We start from the raw sequence: 15581 nt of genomic DNA, 5'->3' as shown, positions 1-15581 counted from the left end.
CAGGAGTTGGACCTGAGCGAGGCCCCGGCCGACGGACCGGTGGCGTTCGGCGGGGTGCTGGACGCGGCGACCCTGCTGGGGGCCTGCCGGGCCGGTCTGTTCCCCTTCCCGGCGGCCGATCCGGTGCTGGCCGCCTTCAACGAGGCGCGCTGGGCGGGCGGTCCGGCCCCGCTGGTCGGCGGCGCCGACCCGTACGCGCTGGCCTGGTGGTCGCCCGACCCCCGGCCGGTGCTGCCGGTGGCCCGGCTGCGGGCCCGGCGCAGGACCGGCCTGCACTGCACGGTCGGGCGGGCCTTCGGCCGGGTGCTGGAGGAGTGCCGGACCGAGCGCGAACCCCGCTGGATGACCGACGAGTTGCTGGCCGCACTGGAGCAACTGCACCGGGACGGGCGGGCGGTGAGCGGGGAGGTCTGGGCGGGCGAGCAGCTGGTCGGCGGCGCGTACGGGATCCGGGTCGGTCCGGTGCTCAGCCTCGACTCGATGTTCCACCGTCGGCCGGGGGCGGGCAGCCTGGCGCTGGCCGAGCTGGCCACCCGGTTCGGAGCGGTCGGCGGCCGGCTGCTGGACGCCCAGTGGGACAGCCCGCACGTCCGCTCACTGGGGGCCGAACTACTTCCCAGGGAACGCTATCTGGCCGTGCTGCGGGAGCCGGACACGCCACCGCCGGGCGACTGAGAGCGCCCGGCGGGCGGCGTCACCGTCCCCGCCGGGACGACCCCGAGCCCGGCCCGGTCGGTGGTCCGGACCACGCCGTCGGTGCCACCGATGCCGCGCCAGGGGTCGTGCCGGAGCAGCAGGTGGCCGTCCAGGTCGACCCAGCGGGCCCGGTCGGCCAGGTGCACGGCGGGGGCGATGCCGAGCGAACTGGCCGTCAGGCAGCCGAGCATCACCTCGGTGCCACTGCCCTGCAGGGCGGCGCAGATCCGCAGCGCGGCCGAGACGCCGCCGCACTTGGCGAGCTTGACGTTGATCCCCTGCACCCGGCCGGCCAGCCGGACGGCGTCCGTCAGGGAGACCGCGTCCTCGTCGGCGATCACCGGCAGTTCGGAGCGTTCGGCCACCCCGGCCAGCCACTCCGGGTGCCCCGGGACGGTGGGCTGTTCGACAGCGGTCACCCCGAGCGCGGCGAACCGCGGGATCAGGGCCAGGGACCGGGCGACCGTCCAGGCCCCGTTCGGGTCGAGCAGCAGCTCGGCCTCGGGGGCGGCGGCCCGCACCGCCCTGACCCGGGCCAGGTCGTCCGCCGGATCGGCCGATCCCGCCTTGACCTTGAGCACCCGGAAGCCGTCGGCAGCCAGTCGGGCGGCCTGGGCGGCGGCCCGGGCCGGGTCGACGATCGCGATGGTGCGGGCGGTGGCGGCGGGTGCCCCCGACAGGCCGAGCAGCCGGTGCACGGGGGCGCCCGCGCGCTTGCCGACCAGATCGAGCAGCGCGGCCTCCAGGCCGGCCGGCACCCCGGGCGGCAGTTCCCCGAACGGGGCCGCCAGGCAATGGAGTTCGCTCAGCGCGGTCTCCGGGTCGGGGTAGCGGAGCAGGTCCAGGGCCCGGCCGTGCCGGAGGATCTCCCCGGTGGGCAGCCCCAGGTAGGTGCTGGCGACCACCTCGCCGTGGCCGCTCGCCCCAGCGTGTCGGACGGTGAGCTCGACCGCGTCGCGGGAGGTCATGGTGGAGCGGGAGATCCGCAGCGGTTCGGCCAGCTGGAGTTCCACCACCCGCAGGTCGAGTCTCACGGTCGGGGCTCCCTCGGAGGGTCCAGTGGGTCGACGACGGTGCGGCAGCGGGCCCAGCCGGTCACCTCGACGGCGCCCGCGTGCGGGATCTCCACCGGTGCGGGGACCGGCGCGGGCAGCCGGCGGGCCCGGCACCAGTCGTCGTCGTAGACCGTACCCAGGTAGCGGTGCGGTCCGTCCGGGAAGACGGTGGCGACCACCGCGCCGGGCTGCGCCCCCGCGGCCCAGGCGGAGACCAGCGCGACCGCCCCGGTGCTCCAGCCGCCGCTGACGAAGCTGCCCCTGGCCAGCCGCCGGCAGGCGTCCACCGCCTCGGCCGGGCCGACCCAGTGCACCTCGTCGAAGTGCCGGTGGCCGACGTTGCGGGGGTGGATGCTGCTGCCGAGGCCGCGCATCAGCCGTGGCCTGGCGGGCTGCCCGAAGATCGCCGAGCCGACCGAGTCCACCCCGATCACCCGGAGCCGGGGCCAGCGGCGGCGCAGTGGCTCGACCAGCCCGGCGCTGTGGCCGCCGGTGCCGACGCTGCACACCAGCACGTCCAGCCGGTCGAGCCGGTCCGTCAGCTCACGGGCCATCGAGAGGTAACCGGCCGCGTTGTCGGGGTTGTTGTACTGGTCCGGCCAGTACGCCCCGGGCATCCGGTCGAGCAGCTCGCGCACCCGGTCCAGCCGGGCGGCCTGCCAGCCGCCCCGCTCGGCCGGCCGGTCGACCAGCTCCAGCCGGGCCCCGTACGAGCGGAGCAACTGGCGTATGGAGGGCTCCAGTTCACTGTCCCCCACCAGCACCACCGGGTGCCCGAGTGCCTGCCCGGCGAAGGCCAGCCCGATGCCCAGGGTGCCCGAGGTGGACTCCACCACCGGTGCTCCGCTGAGCAGTTCGCCCCGGGCGTGGGCACCGCGCAGTATCGCGACGGCCGATCTGGCCTTCATTCCGCCCGCGCCGAGGTACTCCAGCTTGGCCCAGAAGCCCGGATGCGGCTGCGGCAGCGGTGTGCCGATCCGGGCCAGCGGGGTGCGGCCGAGCAGGGCGAGCAGCTCGGGGTTGGCCGTGACCGGCGGGCGGAGCGCGGTGGTCATCGCGGCCCCCCGTACAGGTGGACGGTGCCTGGGCCGCCGTCCAGCCAGAAGAACGGGTAGGGCTCGGCGCTGACCGCGGTGACCCCGTCGCCCAGCAGCCGGGGCAGCACGCCGCTGCCGGTCTGGGCGAACATCACCAGTGGCTTGCCGGTGCGCCGGGCGTGCTCGGCGAAGGTCTCGAAGCTGCCGTTGCCGAGCGTCATGCCGGAGACCAGCATCGCGTCGCAGTCGTCGAGTTCGGCCTCGGTCCGGATCGGTTCGCCCCACTCCGTCCGGCCGCCCTTGAGGTCGCACGGCAGGTAGGCGGTACCGCGCTCGCGGAGCCGCTCCAGCAGCGAGTTGACCACGCCGACCACCAGCACCCGCCGGACCCGGGCCGGGACCAGCCCGACCACCGCGCGGGCCCGGGCCCGGGAGCGGGCCAGCGTACTCCCGGCCGGGATCGGCACCGGGCGGGCGCCGTGCTCGGGGACGTGCGGGCGGGCCAGCAGCAGGAAGGCGTCCAGCGCGGCGATCCGCACCGGCAGCTCCGGGTGCCCCAACAGCTCGGCGGCGCTCGCGCCGACGCAGTCGTCCAGGGTCCCGGGCGGCAGCGTCCCCGGCTCGACCGCGCAGGAGCCGACGGCCGCGCCGAGCCGCAGGCTGAGCACCTCGTTCCGGTACCCGCCCGACCGGCCCGGGTGCCGGACGGCCTGGCTGGTGCTGAAGGCGAGCGCGATCCGCTCGGTCGCCGGATCGAGGCCGTACGCACCGGAGTTGACCCGTTCGACCAGTGTGCCGACGGCGCTGGTCATGCCCGCACCGCCTCCTCGGCGTAGCGCGGCACCAGCCGGGCGAGCAGCCGTTCGGCGGTGTCGAGCGCGGCGGCGCCCTCGGGGTCGGTGGCCAGCAGGTGGCCGAGGTACTCGTTGTTGCTGACCGCGCGGCGGACCTGGCGGCCCGGCTCGGCCAGGGTCAGTTCGACCACCGCCGGGTGCTGCCCGACCTGCTCCGCGCCGTCGACACCGGCCAGCAGGCCGTTCCGCTCCGGCAGCAGGAAGGCGATCGCCGCGCTGGCGACACCGGTCGGACGGTGCGTCAGGTCCGGTGCGGCGCCGAGCGCGACGTCCACGGCGGCCGCCGCCAGGTCGATGCCGGTGACGCGGCGGACCAGCTCGGTAATCCGGTTCCCGGCCGGGCGCAGCAGTCTGCTCATGGACCCGACCCAGCTCTCGATCACCAACAGATGCGCCACGGCTCTCCCTCTCGCTCCACCCGGCAGACGGTGTGGAAGGAGAACCTATACGACATGCGTTTTCATTTTCAATTGCACTCCACGTCAACCAGTCGCTTGCCCCTGACCCACGGGGCAGGGGTTAGCGTCGCGGCTCCCGTTTCCGGACCGATTCCGAGGAGCCGTCACCGATGAGCCCGACCCTGCCCACCCACAGCCGAGAGGTCCGGCTGACCGCCGTGCCCGACGGGCTGCCCGAAGCGCGTCACTTCGCCCTGATGGAAACCCGACTGCCGGCCCTCCGGGAGGGTGAAGTCCTGGTCAGAAACCGGTACTTCGCCGTCTTCCCCGGTCTGCGCACCCTGATCGGCGGCGAGGTGGACGGGGTGCCGCTCCCCCGGCTGCACGCCGGTGACACCCTGTTCGGCCCGGCGGTCGGCGAGGTGCTGGCCGGCGCACTGCCACCGGGCACCCTGGTCTCGCACCACGCGGGCTGGCGGGAGTACGCCGTACTGCCCGCCGGGTCCTGCGCACCAATGGACCCGGCGCTGCCCGAGCCGGTCGCCCAGCTCTCGATGGGCGAGGCCGGCTACGGCGCGCTCACCCGACTGGCCGAAGTCCGCCCCGGTGACACGGTGTTGGTGACCGGCGCGGCCGGCGGCGTGGGTTCGCTGGCGGGCCAGGTCGCCCGGTTGCTCGGGGCCGGGCGGGTGATCGGCAGCACCGGTTCGGCGGCTAAGGCGGCCCGGCTGACCGCCGAACTCGGCTACGACGCGGTCCTGTTGCGCGATGCGGCCGAGCCCTTCGGGGCACAGCTGGCGAGGGCCGCGCCGGACGGGATCGACGTCCTGCTGGACACCGTCGGCGGCGAACAGCTGACGGCGGCCGTGCGGGCGGGCCGGGCCGGGGCCCGGTTCGCCCTGGTCGGCGCGCTCTCCGGCCAGTTCGCCGCCGACCGGGCGGGTGGCAGTTCACCGGTGCTGCTGGACAGCTTCCGGATCGTGGTCAACGGCATCTCGCTGCGCGGCTACCGGGGCACCGAGCACCCCGGGGTGGCGGCCGAGTGGACGGCTCGGTTCGGCGGCTGGCTGCGCTCCGGGGAGATCACCTTCCCGCACGCGGTGCTCCCCGGAATCGGGCGCGCACCGGGAGCGTTGCGGGAGTTGATCGACGGTCGGCAGGTCGGCGCCGTCGTGGTCGAGTTGTAGCCTCCGGGCACCGGCGGCGGGAAGGCGGGCGGATGCGGATCGGGGACGCGGCGGCAGCGGCGGGCACCACACCGAGGGCCCTGCGGCTCTACGAACAGCGCGGGCTGCTCACCCCGGCGCGCTCGGCCTCGGGCCAACGTGAGTACGGTCCGGCGGAGTTGGCCCGGGTCCGGGCTGTCCGGGGCCTGCTCGCGCTCGGCCTCACCATCGAGGACGTCCGCCACTGCGCCGACCGGCTCCACCTGCTCGCCGCGGACCCGCTCCCGGCCTGTCCCTCCGCCGGGCCGCCCTCCCCCGCCGCCACGGTGGTGCAGCGACGGCTCGCGGCACTCGACGCCGAGATCGCCCGGCTGACCCGGCTGCGTCGGTCCCTGGCCGAACGGACCGGCGCCTGACCGGCGCCCGGCCCGCGCGGGTGTCGGGATCAGGACGGGCCCGGCCCGGCCCTCCCAGCGTCGGCTACTGCCAGCCGGCGTCGGACCGCAGCACGCTGTACCCCACCCCGTCGTGCCACCGGCCCTGCCGGTACGCGACGCTGCGCAGCACGCCCTCCCGGCTGAACCCGGCCCGTTCCAGCACCCGTTGGGCGGCGAGGTTCGCCACCTCGGTGGCCGCCTCGATCCGGACCAGCTGGGTGTGCGCGAACAGGTAGCGGACCAGTTCACGCATCGCCGGTGCGCCGAGACCCCGCCCCCGTACCTCCGGCAGCAGCGAGATCCCGGTGTTCCAGCAGGACGAGCCCCGCCAGCACATCACCTTCCGCCAGGAGACGAACCCGGCCGGCGCCCCGTCGGCGGTGACCACCATCAGCGTGCCGCCCTCCTCGCCGAGCATCCCGTTCTCCAGCCACTGCCGACGCCACCGGCCCGGGTCGGACCAGCCCTGCCACTGGAACTCGCCGGCCGCCTCGGGATCGGTGAGGAACGGCTCAAGGACCCGCAGGTCGTCCTCGCGCACGGGCCGCAGGGTGATGCCGGTGTCTTCGCTCATCGGGCCACCCTAGGACCTGTCGTCAGACTCCCGCCTGCCCCACGACGTCTGGCACGCACGCTCGCCGCACCGGACGAAAGCCCAAGGACGACCCAGCACGAGGGCTCCCGCCCGGCATGCCGAGAGCCCGCACCGGACGCCGCAGGGCCGCTCTCCGGGCGACGACGGGAGTTCGACCACAGGCCCTGGACCGCTACCCCGCCAGGCCCTCCAGCACCTGCGCGCCCGGCAGTTGGGCCAGCATCCGGCCCGGCAGGATCAGCTTGCCCCGCCGCCGCCCGCTGCCCACCAGCACGTACGGCGCCGCCACCACGGCCGCGTCGATCAGCAGCGGCCAGCCGACCGGGAGGCCGACGGGCGTGATGCCGCCGTACTCCATGCCGGTCTCGGCGACGGCCGTCTCCATCGGCGCGAAGGACGCCTTGCGCGCGCCGAGGTGCTTGCGGACGGCCGTGTTGACGTCCACCCGGGTACCGGCCAGCGCCAGGCAGGCCGCCAGCGTGGTCTCCCCGCCGCGCTTGGCGGCGATCACCACGCAGTTCGCGGACGCCTCGGGGGCGACGTCGTACGCCTCGCAGAACACGGCGGTGTCCGCCCTCGCCGGATCGGTGTCCACGTACAGCACCGACCGGGCGGCGCCGGGCACGTCCCAGTTCTTCAACGCGTCCGCGACCGGCCCGACCAGCGGCTCCGCCAGCGTGGCGGCGGCGAAGGCGGTCTCGAAGTTCCCGAACGGTGCGGGCTGACGGTCGTTCATGGCGGTAAGACCTTCCGTGGTCGAGGAGGCCCGTGGAAATCCACGGGCCACGGGAACACCCTTCGGGCAGGATTCTGCCGTGGACCCCCGCCTGCTCGGCCTCGCCGTCAACCCCGCACTGCCGGGCGCCCTCCTGGACCGGCTGATCGCCGGGGCCGACCCGGACGTGCTGGCGGAGCTCGCGGGCCGTCCGGACCTGACAGCCGCCCAGGTGGTCGCTCTGGCGGCGCGCGACGAGGACGCGGCGGTCCGGCTGGCGCGGTCCGGCCTGCTCGCCGCCGCCGACGTCGATCCCGCCGGGCAGCCCGGGGCCGCGCTCGCCCTGCTCGACGAAGGTCGCGGACTCCCGTCCTGGGCCCGGTTGCTGGCAGTCGATCCGGCCGTCGAGGTCCGCGAGAAGCTGGCGGCCTGCCCCGGCCTGCCGTCCGACGTGGTGGCACAGCTCGCCGTCGACCCCGAGATCCGGGTGGTCGCGGAGCTCGCGCTGTGCACCACGGCCGAAGTGGCCGCCCGGCTGGCGGCGCACCCCCACGCCGAGGTACGCCGCTCGGTGGCCGTCAACCAGGCCGCGCCACCGGCCGTACTGGCGATGCTGCTCACCGGCGAGGGACTGCCGCAAGCCCGCTGGTGCCTGGTCTGCGAGCGCGCGACCATCCCGTTCGAGCACGATCCGCACTGCCCGCGCCCCGACTGCGCGTTGCCGCCGGGCGCCGCCTGCGACGCCGGACACCAGTCCACGGTGCACGCGATCCAGTGGGCGGCCCTGGCCAACCCGGCCACTCCGCCGGCCCCCTGCGCAGCCTTCGCGGACCATCCATCCCTGCTGCTGCGCCGCGAACTCGCCTGCCGGACCGACCAGTCGGCCGCCACCTACGCGCGCGTCGCCGAGGACGACATGCCCTGGACCAGGTCCACCCTGGCGGCGAACCCGGCGATCGGAGCGGCCCTGCAGCGCCGACTGGCCGAGGACGACGGGCACGACGTCCGGCGCAGCCTCGCCCACCACCCCCGGCTGCCGCTCGACCTGCTCACCCGGCTGGCCGCCACCGGCCGGATCGGACCGGTCCTGCTGCCCCGGGTGGCGTCCGCCTCCCCGAGCGAGGTCACCGAACTCGCCCGGTCCGCGAGTCCGCAGGTCCGGATGCTGGTGGCACAGCGCCGGGACCTGCCGGACGGGGTGCGGGACGCCCTGGCGGCCGATCCCGACGCGAAAGTCGTCGCCTCGGTGGCACCGCATCCCGGGCTGTCGGAAGCTCAGCTCCGGGCAGTGCTCGCCCGCCACGGTGACCGGGTGGCCGCTGCGGTGGCCGCCAACCCCGGTGCTCCGGCGGCCCTGCTGGCGGACCTCGCCCATCGCAACCCACCGGCCCTGAGGGCACTCCGGGAGATCGCCCGGCACCCGAACGCGACGGCGCCGGCCCTCCGGGTCTGCCTGACCGACCGTCGGGCTCGGCGGTCGGCAGCCGGGCATCCCGCTCTCCCGCCCTCGGTGCTGACCGAGTTGCTCGATGACGACGACTTCCAGGTGGTGGAGGCGGCCGCCGCCCACCCGGCCCTGCCGCGTGCCGTCATGGCACGGCTGGTCGCCGGTCGCTGAGCCGGGCGCCCGTCAGATCACCAGGCGGTGGGCCTCCGCGATGAACGCCTCCACCGCCTGCTCGAAGGCCCGTTCCGTGCGCTTCAACTCCGCACGGTCGGCGGCGGGTTGGATGCCGCCGACCAGCTCGAAGGCGGTGTGGGCGAGCGTCCCCAGTCGCTGATCACCGGTCATCAGTTGCATCCGGAACATCGCCGACTGGGCCGCCGCACCCGACCGGTCGGCCTCCTGCCGGGCGGCGCGGACGGCGTCCTCGTCGCGCGGACGGTCGTGGCGGCGGAGCCAGACGCCGACGGCTGCGCGTTCCAGCTCCGCCAACGCCTCGGCAAGTACCAGGCAGGCGCTCGCCCGCTCCTGCCGCAGGCGCTCCGCCTGGGCGGACGCCGCTGTGCGGTCGGCCTGGCGGCGCTGGAGCACCAGCGTCCCGAACGTCCCCGTCAGCGTGCCGAGTACGGCCACGGCGGCGGCCAACACAGTTTCCATGTCGACAAGTTGACCACGCGAGGGTCAGGCCCTCGCACCTGCCTCGCGGGCCACCTGCTCCAGCCTGGCATGGTGCGCCGCCCACCAAGTGGGGTCGCCGGGTGGCAGGTTGTCGTTCTCGCCGCGCTGGCCGACCGATCCGTCGACCAGTTCGCGGACGATGTCGGCGTGGCCCGCGTGCCGGTGGGTCTCGCCGATCATGTGGACCAGGATGCGATGCAGGGTCAGCTCGCTCCGTGGCCCCCACGGCACCCGACCGAGCGCGTCGAGCGGCAGCGCCGCGATCGTCGCGTCCGAGTGGGCCCAAGCCGCCCGGTACAGGCCGACAATCTGCTCGCGGCTCTCGTCGGCGGTCGCCCACAGGTCGGAGTTCGGCTCGGCGTCGGTGGCGATCCAGAGCCTCGGCGTCTCGAACGGCCGCCCGAAGGTCTCACCGAAGTACGCCGCCTCGGCGCTGGTCAGATGCTTGACCAGCCCGAGCAGATTGGTCCCGGTCGGCGTCATCGGCCGACGCAGGTCGTACTCCGAGAGCCCGTCGAGTTTCAGCAGCAGGACGTCGCGCGCGTCCTGCAGGTACAGCTGGAGGTCTGCCTTGGGCCCGGAATCGGTCATGCGCGCCAGTCTGCCAGCGACCCTCGCGCCGCCTCCACCGACTTTCGGAGGCCGCCGACCACCCGCCCCCGAACGAATGATCCCCCACTCCCAAATAGAACGTTCATTCGATCCTGGGCGTACGCTGGCCCCATGAACTTCCAGGGATCACTGCTGAGCGCCGACCGCCCCGAGCTCGGGCCGCTCGACGGCCTGCGCCGCAGCACGCTGGGCCACGGGGCATGGGTGGACGTGCTGCCCGGGTGGGTGCGCGGGGCGGACGCGCTGTTCGAGCGGCTGGCCGACGAGGTCGACTGGCGGGCCGAGCAGCGGGAGATGTACGAGCGGGTGGTGGCGGTGCCCCGGCTGCTGGCGTACTTCGGGGAGCGGGACGTGCTGCCCGATCCGGTGCTGGCGGAGATGCGGGCGGAGCTGAGCGCGCACTACGGTGCCGAGCTGGGCGAGCCGTTCGTGACGGCCGGGCTCTGCCTCTACCGGGACGGGAACGACAGCGTGGCCTGGCACGGGGACCGGATCGGGCGCGGGCGGTCGGCGGACACCATGGTGGCGATCGTCTCGGTCGGCGAGCCGCGCGCCCTGGCGCTGCGGCCCGCCGGCGGGGGCCGGGAGTCGGTCCGGTACGCGCTCGGGCACGGGGACCTGCTGGTGATGGGCGGCTCCTGCCAGCGGACCTGGGACCACGCCGTGCCGAAGACCGCCCGCCCGGTCGGGCCGCGGATCAGCATCCAGTTCCGCCCCCGCGGGGTCAACTGAGCACCCGTTCGGTCCTTGACCGCACCTCCCGGCCCGGAGACCAGGTGACGCTGGACCAGGACGAAGAACAGCAGCCCCGGCAGCATCGTCAGGCCGGGGCTACGCGGCGGACGACCGGGAGAACGAGCCCGAGGTGCACTGCGCGGCCGCCCCGGTCTTCGACCACACCGACACCGTGACGGGCGCACTCCCGGTCGCCGGCCTGACCTCCCGGATCACCGCGGCCCGGGTCCGGGTGCCCGGCCCCCTGGTCGCGAGCCGGGGGTCCGCGCTTATTTGCGCATTCGCGCAACAAGGGTGCAGACTCGGGGGGACGGAACGAAACCGGCCCTGCGCCGTGCCCCGAACCGAAAGGAGGCAGCCATGCGTACCGAGCCCCCCAGTCGCCCCTGCCTCCGCGTTGTTCGTTGAGCCTTTTTCCGTAACTCTCCGCACCGGCCACCGTCGGTTGCCCGGCCGTCGGCGTGCCTGCCGCAGACCGGGGACCTCGGCGTGCGCACAGTGTGCACCGGAGGTCCCGCTCGTGATGTCGTTCCGTACGCAGCACACCCTTGCCCGCAGGTCGGGCCGCTTCTCCTGGGTCGACCTGGTGGTCGCCTCGGCCGTCCTGGTCCTGCTCTACACCGCCCTGCGGGTGGGCCAGGGCACCACGGTCTCGTTCACCCCCGACCGGACCACCCTGGTCGACACCAGCCCGTCCCAACTGCCGTACGACGCGGCCCGCAGCCTGCTGCGGATGTTCGTGGCACTGGCCGCCGCGGTGGTCTTCACCTTCTGCTACGCCTACGCCGCCGCCCGCAGCCGCCGGCTGGAGCGGGTGCTGATCCCGGCCCTGGACATCCTCCAGTCGGTCCCGGTGCTCGGCTTCCTGACCATCGCGGTGACCGGCTTCCTCGCGCTCTTCCCGGGCTCGATGTTCGGCCTGGAGTGCGCGGCGGTGTTCGCCATCTTCACCTCGCAGGCCTGGAACATGACCTTCGGGTTCTACCAGTCGCTGACCTCGCTCCCCCGCGAACTGGACGAGCTGTCAAGGTCGTTCGGCTTCACCCGGTGGATGCGGTTCTGGAAGGTCGAGCTGCCCGCCGGGGCGATCGGCCTGGTCTGGAACGGCATGATGAGCTTCGGCGGCGGGTGGTTCTTCCTGGTCGCCTCCGAGATGATCAGCGTCGGCAGCCGGGAGTACGCCCTGCCGGGCGTCGGCTCCTACGCCGGGGCGGCCATCGCCGACGGCGACCTGGGCAAGGTCGGCTGGGCGATCCTGACCATGGCGGTCATGGTGATCGGGGTCAACTTCCTGTTCTGGCGGCCGCTGACCGCCTGGACCGAACGCTTCAAGAACGAGCAGTCGGAGGCCGGCGAGGCCCAGCGCTCGCTGGTGCTGGACTTCCTGCGGCGATCCAACTGGCCCCGCCTGATCGGCCGTTGGCTCCGCCCGCTGGGACTGGCCTGCTCCCGGGCCGGCCGGGTGTTCGGCATCGACGACCGCCCGCTGGTGGTCGACCCGGCCAGGCGCCGGACCGGGGACGTTGTCTTCGCCGTGGTGGCGGGCGGCCTGATCCTCTGGGGCCTGGTCGACCTCGGCCGCTACCTGGACGCCAGCACCGGACTCGGCGTGTTCGGCGAGCCACTGCTGCTCGGACTGGCCACGCTGGCCCGGGTGTCGGTGCTGATCGTGGCCGCCACCGTGATCTGGGTGCCGGTCGGGGTCTGGATCGGCTTCTCCCCGAAGCTGACCCGGATCGCCCAGCCGGTGATCCAGGTGCTGGCCAGCTTCCCCGCCAACTTCCTGTTCCCGCTGGCGGTCTGGTTCTTCCTCAGGACCGGTCTGTCGATCGACGTCGGCGGCATCCTGCTGATGGCGCTCGGCGCCCAGTGGTACATCCTCTTCAACACCATCGCGGGCGCCATGTCGATCCCGGGCGACCTGCGCGAGGCGATGGACGACCTCGGCGTCCGGGGTTGGCAGCGCTGGAAGCGGCTGATCCTGCCCGGTGTCTTCCCCTCCTACGTCACCGGCGGGATCACCGCCTCCGGCGGCGCCTGGAACGCCTCGATCGTCTCCGAGGTGGTCACCTTCGGCGCCACCACACTGACCGCGACCGGCCTCGGCGCGTACATCGCGCAGGCCACCGGCGACGGCGACTTCCCCCGGTTGCTGGCCGGGGTGGCCGTGATGAGCCTGTACGTGGTCGCGCTCAACCGGCTGGTCTGGCGGCGGCTGTACCGGCTCGCCGAGACTCGCTACTCGCTCTGACCCCTCGCCCTGCTGGACCCTTTTCTGGACCTCCGGAGGTTCCCCCGTGAAGCTGAACACCCTGCGCCGGACCCGTCCGGCCACCGCCCTGCCCCGTGCCGTGGACGGCGAAGTCCTGCTGGAGACCGTCGGGTTGACCAAGTCGTACGCCGGTGCCGACGGCGAGCTGCCGGTGCTGGGCGGGATCGACCTGGAGATCCGGACCGGTGAGGTGGTCGCCCTGCTCGGCCGGTCGGGCTCGGGCAAGTCCACCCTGCTGCGCTGCCTGGCCGGCCTGGTGCCGGCCAGCTCCGGCACCGTCTGCTACCGGGGCCGGCCGCTGAACGGCGCCAACCCCGGTACCGCGATGGTCTTCCAGAGCTTCGCCCTGCTGCCCTGGCTGACGGTCCAGCAGAACGTCGAACTCGGCCTGGAGGCCCAGGGCTGGAACGCCACCGACCGGGCCGAGGCCGCCCGACAGGCGATCGACCTGATCGGCCTGGACGGCTTCGAGTCCGCCTACCCCAAGGAGCTCTCCGGCGGCATGCGCCAACGGGTCGGCTTCGCAAGGGCGTTGGTTGTCGAGCCGGACGTGCTGATGATGGACGAGCCGTTCTCCGCGCTCGACGTGCTGACCGCCGAGAACCTGCGCGGCGAGCTGATGGAGCTCTGGGAGTCCGGCCGGTTCCCGGCCCGGGCGATCGTGCTGGTCACCCACAACATCGAGGAGGCCGTGCTGATGGCCGACCGGATCGTGGTGCTCGGCTCCCGCCCGTACGGCACCGTCCAGGCCACCTTCGAGGTCGGTCTTGACCGGCCGCGCGACCGCAACAGCCCCGCCTTCGAGGAGCTGATCGACCAGGTGTACCGGACCATGACCGGCCGGACGAAGGAGACCCGCACCCCCGGCCGGGACACCCCGGCCGAGCGCCGCACCCCCGCCAACACCCCGCTCCCCGCCGCCGGGGTGGACGGCCTGGCCGGCCTGGCCGAACTGGTCGCGCACGCGGGCGGCAGCTGCGACCTGGCCGATCTGGCCGACGACCTGGGCCTGGAGGTCGACGACCTGCTGCCCCTGGTGGACGCCCTCGACCTGCTCGACCTGGCCACCGTCGGCGGCGGCGACCTGGTCCTCACCGAGCGCGGCACCGCCTTCGCCCGGGCCGACGTCCAGACCTCGAAGACCGTCTTCGCGATGGCCGCGATCGGCGTGCCGCTGGTCCAGCTGATCACCAGCAGCCTGCGGCAGAATCCGTCCGGCACCCTGCGGGCCGGCTTCTTCCGCGACATCCTGGCGCACCACTTCACCAGCGTGCAGGTGGACCGCCAGCTGGAGACCGCCACCGACTGGGGCCGGTACGCGGAGCTGTACACCTACGACGCCGAGCGCCAGGAGTACCGCCTGGACGAGAACGGCCTGCTCGGGCGCGGCGAAGGCGACGGGCCGGGTGAGTGAGACGGGTGAGTGAGAGCGGGGCCGGTGCGGCTAGGCGTGCTTCGGTGCGAGGGCCTGCCTGGTCCGGGCTCGGGCTCGGGCCACCGCCGGCTCCCCCGCCGGCGCGGCCCCGGTGACGTCGGGGCCCGGTACCGCCGTCCGCCCGACCACCAGGGCCGTCTCCAGCAGGCCCCGCACGTCGGCGCCCTGGGCGGCCCGGTAGAAGATCCGTGTCCCCTCCCGCCGGGAGTCGACCAGTCCGGCGGCCCGCAGCTTCGCCAGGTGCTGGGAGGTGGCCGCCACGTGCGCCCCGAGGAGCTCGGCGAGCGCGCTCACCGGCAGTTCCGCCCCGCTCAGCGCCCACAGCAGCCGGTACCGGGCCGGATCGGCCACCGCCTTGAGCACGGCCACCGCCCGTTCGGCCCCGGCGGCGTCCCACGGTCGTACTTGCGCTCCCATGCAAATATCCTACGCCGCATGCCCGCACGGCCTGACGCGGCCTGGCCCGGCCCGCCGGGCGCGCCGGGCGGGAATGCCGGTGGGATGTGCAGACTTCTGGGTAGACGAACGCAGCGTCGGGCCCGGTACGCGGCCCGGCCGAGAGAGGACGACACGACTATGGGCACCCCCGTCGACCAGTTGGTGGACCTGCTCGACCTGGAGCAGATCGAGCTCAACATCTTCCGGGGGCGCAGCCCCGAGGAGGCGCTCCAGCGGACCTTCGGCGGGCAGGTGGCCGGGCAGGCCCTGGTGGCGGCGGGGCGGACGGTCGAGGGCGACCGGCCGGTGCACTCGCTGCACGCGTACTTCCTGCGGCCGGGCGTGCCCGGGGTGCCGATCGTGTACCAGGTGGACCGGATCCGGGACGGGCGGTCGTTCACCACCCGCCGGGTGCTCGGCATCCAGCAGGGGCGGAGCATCTTCGCCCTGACCGCCGACTTCCACGTGCCCGAGGCGGGCGGCATCGAGCACCAGGAGGCGATGCCGGACGTCCCCGGCCCGGAGGACCTGCCGAGCGCGCTGGACGAGGTGGGCGCCCGGCTGGGTGAGCTGCCGCCGTTCATCAGCCGCCGCCAGCCCTTCGACATCCGGTACGTGGAGCGGCTGAAGTGGACCCAGCAGGAGCTGGTCGGGGTCGAGCCGCGCAGCGGGGTCTGGCTGAAGACCAATGGCGCGCTTCCCGACAACCCGCTGATCCACGTCTGCGCGCTCACCTACGCCAGCGACATGACGCTGCTGGACTCGGTCCGGGCCCCGGTCGAACCGCTCTGGGGCACCCGGAACTTCGACATGGCCTCGCTCGACCACGCGATGTGGTTCCACCGCCCGTTCCGGGCCGACGAGTGGCTGCTCTACCAGCAGGAGTCCCCGATCGCGCACGGCGCGCGCGGGCTGGCCCGGGGTCAGATCTTCGACCGGAACGGCCGGTTGGTCGTCTCGGTGATGCAGGAAGGACTGTTCCGGCCGCTGGGTGACCGACGGGTCTGAGGGTAG

17 protein-coding genes and 1 pseudogene are annotated in these 15581 nt (G+C 74.0%); 9 read left to right on the top strand and 9 right to left on the bottom strand.

The window, feature by feature from the left end:
* The first annotated feature begins 6 nt into the window (after positions 1 to 6).
* Positions 7 to 675, top strand: a complete 669-nt coding sequence (locus ACIRPK_RS17385) for a leucyl/phenylalanyl-tRNA--protein transferase (protein WP_403039295.1) — start codon at positions 7 to 9, stop codon at positions 673 to 675.
* Here the strand turns inward: ACIRPK_RS17385 and ACIRPK_RS17380 are convergent.
* From ACIRPK_RS17380 to ACIRPK_RS17365, 4 genes are read right to left on the bottom strand one after another with little or no spacing between them, the layout of a single operon-like run.
* The gene (locus tag ACIRPK_RS17380; protein WP_403039293.1) at positions 627 to 1730 is read right to left on the bottom strand and encodes an enolase C-terminal domain-like protein; all 1104 of its coding nucleotides are present in this window, start codon (positions 1728 to 1730) and stop codon (positions 627 to 629) included. The genes ACIRPK_RS17385 and ACIRPK_RS17380 overlap by 49 nt on opposite strands.
* A complete protein-coding gene (locus ACIRPK_RS17375; protein ID WP_403039290.1) occupies positions 1727 to 2806 on the bottom strand; it encodes a PLP-dependent cysteine synthase family protein in 1080 nt (359 codons plus the stop codon). The genes ACIRPK_RS17380 and ACIRPK_RS17375 overlap by 4 nt, the downstream gene beginning before the upstream one ends.
* On the bottom strand, positions 2803 to 3600 hold the full coding sequence (locus tag ACIRPK_RS17370) for a Rossmann-like domain-containing protein (protein WP_403039287.1): 798 nt from the start codon (positions 3598 to 3600) through the stop codon (positions 2803 to 2805). The genes ACIRPK_RS17375 and ACIRPK_RS17370 overlap by 4 nt, the downstream gene beginning before the upstream one ends.
* Positions 3597 to 4001, bottom strand: a complete 405-nt coding sequence (locus tag ACIRPK_RS17365) for a hypothetical protein (protein ID WP_403039284.1) — start codon at positions 3999 to 4001, stop codon at positions 3597 to 3599. Before ACIRPK_RS17365 ends, ACIRPK_RS17370 begins: the two co-directional genes overlap by 4 nt.
* A 209-nt stretch (positions 4002 to 4210) precedes the next feature.
* On the opposite strand from ACIRPK_RS17365, the gene ACIRPK_RS17360 reads away from it, so the two are divergent.
* Positions 4211 to 5227, top strand: a complete 1017-nt coding sequence (locus ACIRPK_RS17360) for a zinc-binding dehydrogenase (protein ID WP_403039282.1) — start codon at positions 4211 to 4213, stop codon at positions 5225 to 5227.
* Between the two features lie 32 nt (positions 5228 to 5259).
* Entirely contained in the window at positions 5260 to 5622 is a 363-nt protein-coding gene (locus ACIRPK_RS17355; protein ID WP_403039279.1) for a MerR family transcriptional regulator, read from the top strand.
* Positions 5623 to 5686: 64 nt separating this feature from the next.
* Here the strand turns inward: ACIRPK_RS17355 and ACIRPK_RS17350 are convergent, their stop codons facing one another.
* Together ACIRPK_RS17350 and ACIRPK_RS17345 are read right to left on the bottom strand one after the other, a co-directional pair.
* Positions 5687 to 6217 (bottom strand): GNAT family N-acetyltransferase, encoded by a 531-nt coding sequence (locus tag ACIRPK_RS17350; RefSeq protein WP_403039276.1) that lies wholly within the window; start codon positions 6215 to 6217, stop codon positions 5687 to 5689.
* Between the two features lie 193 nt (positions 6218 to 6410).
* Positions 6411 to 6974: a YbaK/EbsC family protein gene (locus ACIRPK_RS17345; RefSeq protein ID WP_403039273.1), complete on the bottom strand. Its 564-nt coding sequence runs from the start codon at positions 6972 to 6974 to the stop codon at positions 6411 to 6413.
* A gap of 79 nt (positions 6975 to 7053) precedes the next feature.
* On the opposite strand from ACIRPK_RS17345, the gene ACIRPK_RS17340 reads away from it, so the two are divergent.
* Positions 7054 to 8571 (top strand): hypothetical protein, encoded by a 1518-nt coding sequence (locus ACIRPK_RS17340; protein ID WP_403039270.1) that lies wholly within the window; start codon positions 7054 to 7056, stop codon positions 8569 to 8571.
* Between the two features lie 12 nt (positions 8572 to 8583).
* Here the strand turns inward: ACIRPK_RS17340 and ACIRPK_RS17335 are convergent, their stop codons facing one another.
* Both ACIRPK_RS17335 and ACIRPK_RS17330 read right to left on the bottom strand, forming a co-directional pair.
* Positions 8584 to 9054, bottom strand: coding sequence for a hypothetical protein (locus tag ACIRPK_RS17335; RefSeq protein ID WP_403039267.1), 471 nt, complete (start codon positions 9052 to 9054; stop codon positions 8584 to 8586).
* 24 nt (positions 9055 to 9078) lie between these two features.
* Positions 9079 to 9666 carry a DinB family protein gene (locus tag ACIRPK_RS17330; protein WP_403039264.1) on the bottom strand — a complete coding sequence of 196 codons (588 nt, stop codon included), beginning with the start codon at positions 9664 to 9666 and terminating at the stop codon, positions 9079 to 9081.
* 132 nt (positions 9667 to 9798) lie between these two features.
* On the opposite strand from ACIRPK_RS17330, the gene ACIRPK_RS17325 reads away from it, so the two are divergent.
* The 4 genes and pseudogenes from ACIRPK_RS17325 (at position 9799) to ACIRPK_RS17310 (ending at position 14108) form a co-directional block, all read left to right on the top strand.
* A complete protein-coding gene (locus tag ACIRPK_RS17325) occupies positions 9799 to 10419 on the top strand; it encodes an alpha-ketoglutarate-dependent dioxygenase AlkB (protein ID WP_403039261.1) in 621 nt (206 codons plus the stop codon).
* Between the two features lie 106 nt (positions 10420 to 10525).
* Positions 10526 to 10642, top strand: a pseudogene (locus ACIRPK_RS17320) (IclR family transcriptional regulator C-terminal domain-containing protein); the annotation flags it as partial.
* Between the two features lie 303 nt (positions 10643 to 10945).
* Positions 10946 to 12673: an ABC transporter permease gene (locus ACIRPK_RS17315; protein ID WP_403039258.1), complete on the top strand. Its 1728-nt coding sequence runs from the start codon at positions 10946 to 10948 to the stop codon at positions 12671 to 12673.
* A 52-nt stretch (positions 12674 to 12725) separates the two neighbouring features.
* Positions 12726 to 14108, top strand: coding sequence for a nitrate/sulfonate/bicarbonate ABC transporter ATP-binding protein (locus tag ACIRPK_RS17310; RefSeq protein ID WP_403039600.1), 1383 nt, complete (start codon positions 12726 to 12728; stop codon positions 14106 to 14108).
* Between the two features lie 30 nt (positions 14109 to 14138).
* Here the strand turns inward: ACIRPK_RS17310 and ACIRPK_RS17305 are convergent, their stop codons facing one another.
* Positions 14139 to 14546 (bottom strand): ArsR/SmtB family transcription factor, encoded by a 408-nt coding sequence (locus tag ACIRPK_RS17305; RefSeq protein WP_403039255.1) that lies wholly within the window; start codon positions 14544 to 14546, stop codon positions 14139 to 14141.
* A 159-nt stretch (positions 14547 to 14705) separates the two neighbouring features.
* On the opposite strand from ACIRPK_RS17305, the gene ACIRPK_RS17300 reads away from it, so the two are divergent.
* Complete coding sequence (locus ACIRPK_RS17300; RefSeq protein ID WP_403039252.1) at positions 14706 to 15575, top strand: acyl-CoA thioesterase; 870 nt, start codon at positions 14706 to 14708, stop codon at positions 15573 to 15575.
* Positions 15576 to 15581 lie beyond the last annotated feature (6 nt).

It is taken from the genome of Kitasatospora sp. NPDC101801 (assembly GCF_044766665.1).
In the GTDB taxonomy this organism is placed as follows: domain Bacteria; phylum Actinomycetota; class Actinomycetes; order Streptomycetales; family Streptomycetaceae; genus Kitasatospora.
The sequence above is the reverse complement of the archived record's forward strand: the minus strand, read 5'-3'. Positions and strand labels throughout refer to the sequence as shown.

Bases quoted from the DNA above. Each gene is read 5' to 3' on its own strand.
- ACIRPK_RS17345 (WP_403039273.1), bottom strand. From the start codon at position 6,974: ATGAACGACCGTCAGCCCGCACCGTTCGGGAACTTCGAGACCGCCTTC.
- ACIRPK_RS17330 (WP_403039264.1), bottom strand. From the start codon at position 9,666: ATGACCGATTCCGGGCCCAAGGCAGACCTCCAGCTGTACCTGCAGGAC.
- ACIRPK_RS17360 (WP_403039282.1), top strand. From the start codon at position 4,211: ATGAGCCCGACCCTGCCCACCCACAGCCGAGAGGTCCGGCTGACCGCC.
- ACIRPK_RS17300 (WP_403039252.1), top strand. From the start codon at position 14,706: ATGGGCACCCCCGTCGACCAGTTGGTGGACCTGCTCGACCTGGAGCAG.
- ACIRPK_RS17365 (WP_403039284.1), bottom strand. From the start codon at position 4,001: ATGAGCAGACTGCTGCGCCCGGCCGGGAACCGGATTACCGAGCTGGTC.
- ACIRPK_RS17335 (WP_403039267.1), bottom strand. From the start codon at position 9,054: ATGGAAACTGTGTTGGCCGCCGCCGTGGCCGTACTCGGCACGCTGACG.
- ACIRPK_RS17355 (WP_403039279.1), top strand. From the start codon at position 5,260: ATGCGGATCGGGGACGCGGCGGCAGCGGCGGGCACCACACCGAGGGCC.
- ACIRPK_RS17370 (WP_403039287.1), bottom strand. From the start codon at position 3,600: ATGACCAGCGCCGTCGGCACACTGGTCGAACGGGTCAACTCCGGTGCG.
- ACIRPK_RS17350 (WP_403039276.1), bottom strand. From the start codon at position 6,217: ATGAGCGAAGACACCGGCATCACCCTGCGGCCCGTGCGCGAGGACGAC.
- ACIRPK_RS17315 (WP_403039258.1), top strand. From the start codon at position 10,946: ATGTCGTTCCGTACGCAGCACACCCTTGCCCGCAGGTCGGGCCGCTTC.
- ACIRPK_RS17375 (WP_403039290.1), bottom strand. From the start codon at position 2,806: ATGACCACCGCGCTCCGCCCGCCGGTCACGGCCAACCCCGAGCTGCTC.
- ACIRPK_RS17305 (WP_403039255.1), bottom strand. From the start codon at position 14,546: ATGGGAGCGCAAGTACGACCGTGGGACGCCGCCGGGGCCGAACGGGCG.
- ACIRPK_RS17325 (WP_403039261.1), top strand. From the start codon at position 9,799: ATGAACTTCCAGGGATCACTGCTGAGCGCCGACCGCCCCGAGCTCGGG.